Below are 2,473 nucleotides of genomic sequence, written 5' to 3'. Positions count from 1 at the left end.
ACAACACCGCCCTCAATATTATCGATCTGCAACCGATAACCATAGAGTAGTGCCATCCCTAACAGAGGTTCCGTCTCAGACTCCGTACCCCGAAATGATAAACGGCACGATGTCCGATCCGAATTATCCAGGGTTGAGCGTCGGGAATTCGTTCAAACAGTCGATTGGTCGCAGGCACAACATTTTCATCGACCTCGAACTCTCCAGTTTCAATGTCGTTGGCGTAGCCTACCGGAGGTAATCGCCACAATCTTGCTGTCATTTCCTGCTTCGACTTGCTGCCGAATGCCAGACTCATAAAGTTCTTGCCCACGTCGAGCTAACTCTTCTTTGCTGTAGCGTCTTTGACGAACGGCCATAGTCAGACCTCAATTACAACTCTTCTCCTTCATTTTAGCTCAGAGTAGATCCAAGTCTGTCTATATTTGCTTCATTCCCTGTTTAATCGGTGAGAACTTACTGTGAAATTCTGTTTTTTCATCATACATAGCACCCTGTACATTAGCACCAATAAGTTTGGCTCCGTACAACTTTGCTCCAGCAAAATTTGCCCCGCCACAATTAGTACCTTTTAATTCTGCTCCAAATAGATTGGCTCCTGATAAGTTGGCTCGGTGTAAATTTGCTCCGTGCAGATTTGTTTCTCGTAAATCGGCAGATTCTAAATTTGCCTCCGACAAATTTGCTCGAATTAAGTTGGCACCAAATAGATCTACTTCTGACAAAATCGATCGCTTTAAATTCGCTTCAGTTAAATTTACAGCGAGTAAATTTGCCTGACTTAAATTAGCTGCTACTAAGTTTGCTTTACTCAAATCAGCTTTACTCAAATTCGCCATAGTCAGATTTGCGCCAAGTAAATTAGTATGACTCAAATCGCTCTGTTCGAGATTTGCGGCGATTAATGATGCGCCTTCTAGATTAGCTTCAATCAAATTTGCCCAGCTTAAATTGGCTCGATCGAGTGTGGCTTTGTGCAAGTTAGCTTTAATTAAGATTGCTCTGTGCAAATTTGCATCGCTCAGATTTGCCTCAACAAAATTGGCTCCCGTCAGATTTGCTCTCTCGAAGATCGCGCTGGTAAGGACTGCTTGAAATAAGACTGCATCTATTAATTCTGCCTGCATAAAGCCTGTCAAAATTGCAGTCACTCGACTCAAGTTAGCTCGTTGTAAGTTTGCTAAACCGAAATCGCAGCGGCTCAAAATGGCACTTTCTAAACTTGCTTGACTGAGGTTGGCAGTTCCCAGACTGGCACCTGTGAGATCTGCTTCATACAGATTAGCTTGATGTAAATTCGATCGATTCAATTTTGCCAACTGTAAGTTTGCCCGCACTAAATCGGCTTTGCTCAGATTGGCACCTGCTAAGATTGCTTTGCTCAAGACTGCTTTAAATAAGATTGCTTTGCTCAGATTAACTTTTGCTAACTGTGCAGATTGGAGATCGGCAGCAGAGAGCTGTGCTGATTCAAAATCTCGATCGCCAGCGGCATATTCTAGCAATAGTTCCGCGCTACTTTGAACGATCTTTTTTTGGCGTTGAGGCATAATCGTTCGCGTAGCGTGCCGTAGGCAATCGAAAACAGTATCCTCATCATAAGACTTACTCCCAGACGATCGGTGTATTTAGCAACAAAATCCGACAAAAAATTACCGCATCCCAATTAAGGGACGCGGCGATAATCGAGTGTAAAAATTTAGTAATGTATCGCGCTAGACCGAACTCTCCTCCTTGTCGGGGGTGAGTGCCTCGATGCCAGTTTCTCCAGTCCGAATGCGGACGGCTCTGGCGACAGGTAGCACGAATACTTTACCATCGCCGATTTTGCCAGTATGGGCGGTTTTGACGATCGTTTCGACGATTTCATCGGTTTTATCCGAAGGTACGACCATTTCTAGTCTCACCTTGGGAATAAAATCGATCGTAAAGGGTTGACGATCCATATTGTACAATCCCAAAAATGCCAGCGGGCGACCTTTTTGACGACCGAATCCTTTGACTCCGGTGACTGTCAATCCTTGAATTCCAGCTTTTACCAATGCCTCTTTGACATCATCCAATTTGGACGGTTGGATAACTGCAATAATCAAATCCATAGTTAGTTTGCTCCGACTTTACGACGATCGTCTTGTAGATATTTTAGGTTAAGCAGTGCTTAAAGTCCCAATTTTGTTTCGACGATTAAGCCGAACATGGTTAGCATTACCATTAGTGGGACAGCAACATAGATCGCTGTTTTGAATACGCGATATTTTTTGGTTGGGGAGAGATAGTTCCACTGTTCTGGTGGTACTTGCCATTTGTTCATTAAGTCTTAACCTTTTTACACGCAAACCGTAGGGGCGGGTTTATGCTAGAAATTCTCGCCTAACACAATCATCTAACGAGCGAACCCTCCCGCTCCACCAGTAACTGTTCGATCTTATCCATTCCAAACATCCTCTTACAAGTTGCCCGAATTTTCTCTACC

Annotated in this window: 3 protein-coding genes and 2 pseudogenes; all 5 read right to left on the bottom strand. The window is 43.8% G+C overall.

The window, feature by feature from the left end; translation table 11 throughout:
* A pseudogene (locus Q0R35_RS19455) lies at positions 1 to 83 on the bottom strand (clan AA aspartic protease); the annotation flags it as partial.
* A pseudogene (locus tag Q0R35_RS19450) lies at positions 59 to 359 on the bottom strand (hypothetical protein). The pseudogenes Q0R35_RS19455 and Q0R35_RS19450, both read right to left, overlap by 25 nt.
* Before the next feature lie 60 nt (positions 360 to 419).
* Positions 420 to 1,550 carry a pentapeptide repeat-containing protein gene (locus tag Q0R35_RS00720; RefSeq protein ID WP_295613443.1) on the bottom strand — a complete coding sequence of 377 codons (1,131 nt, stop codon included), beginning with the start codon at positions 1,548 to 1,550 and terminating at the stop codon, positions 420 to 422.
* Positions 1,551 to 1,715: 165 nt separating this feature from the next.
* Positions 1,716 to 2,099: a P-II family nitrogen regulator gene (locus Q0R35_RS00715; protein ID WP_295613440.1), complete on the bottom strand. Its 384-nt coding sequence runs from the start codon at positions 2,097 to 2,099 to the stop codon at positions 1,716 to 1,718.
* A 59-nt stretch (positions 2,100 to 2,158) separates the two neighbouring features.
* A complete protein-coding gene (locus Q0R35_RS00710) occupies positions 2,159 to 2,311 on the bottom strand; it encodes a hypothetical protein (protein ID WP_295613438.1) in 153 nt (50 codons plus the stop codon).
* Positions 2,312 to 2,473 lie beyond the last annotated feature (162 nt).

The organism is Chamaesiphon sp. GL140_3_metabinner_50 (assembly GCF_025361915.1).
GTDB lineage: Bacteria > Cyanobacteriota > Cyanobacteriia > Cyanobacteriales > Chamaesiphonaceae > Chamaesiphon.
Note: the sequence above shows the minus strand (reverse complement) of the source record. Positions and strands in the feature narration are given on the sequence as shown.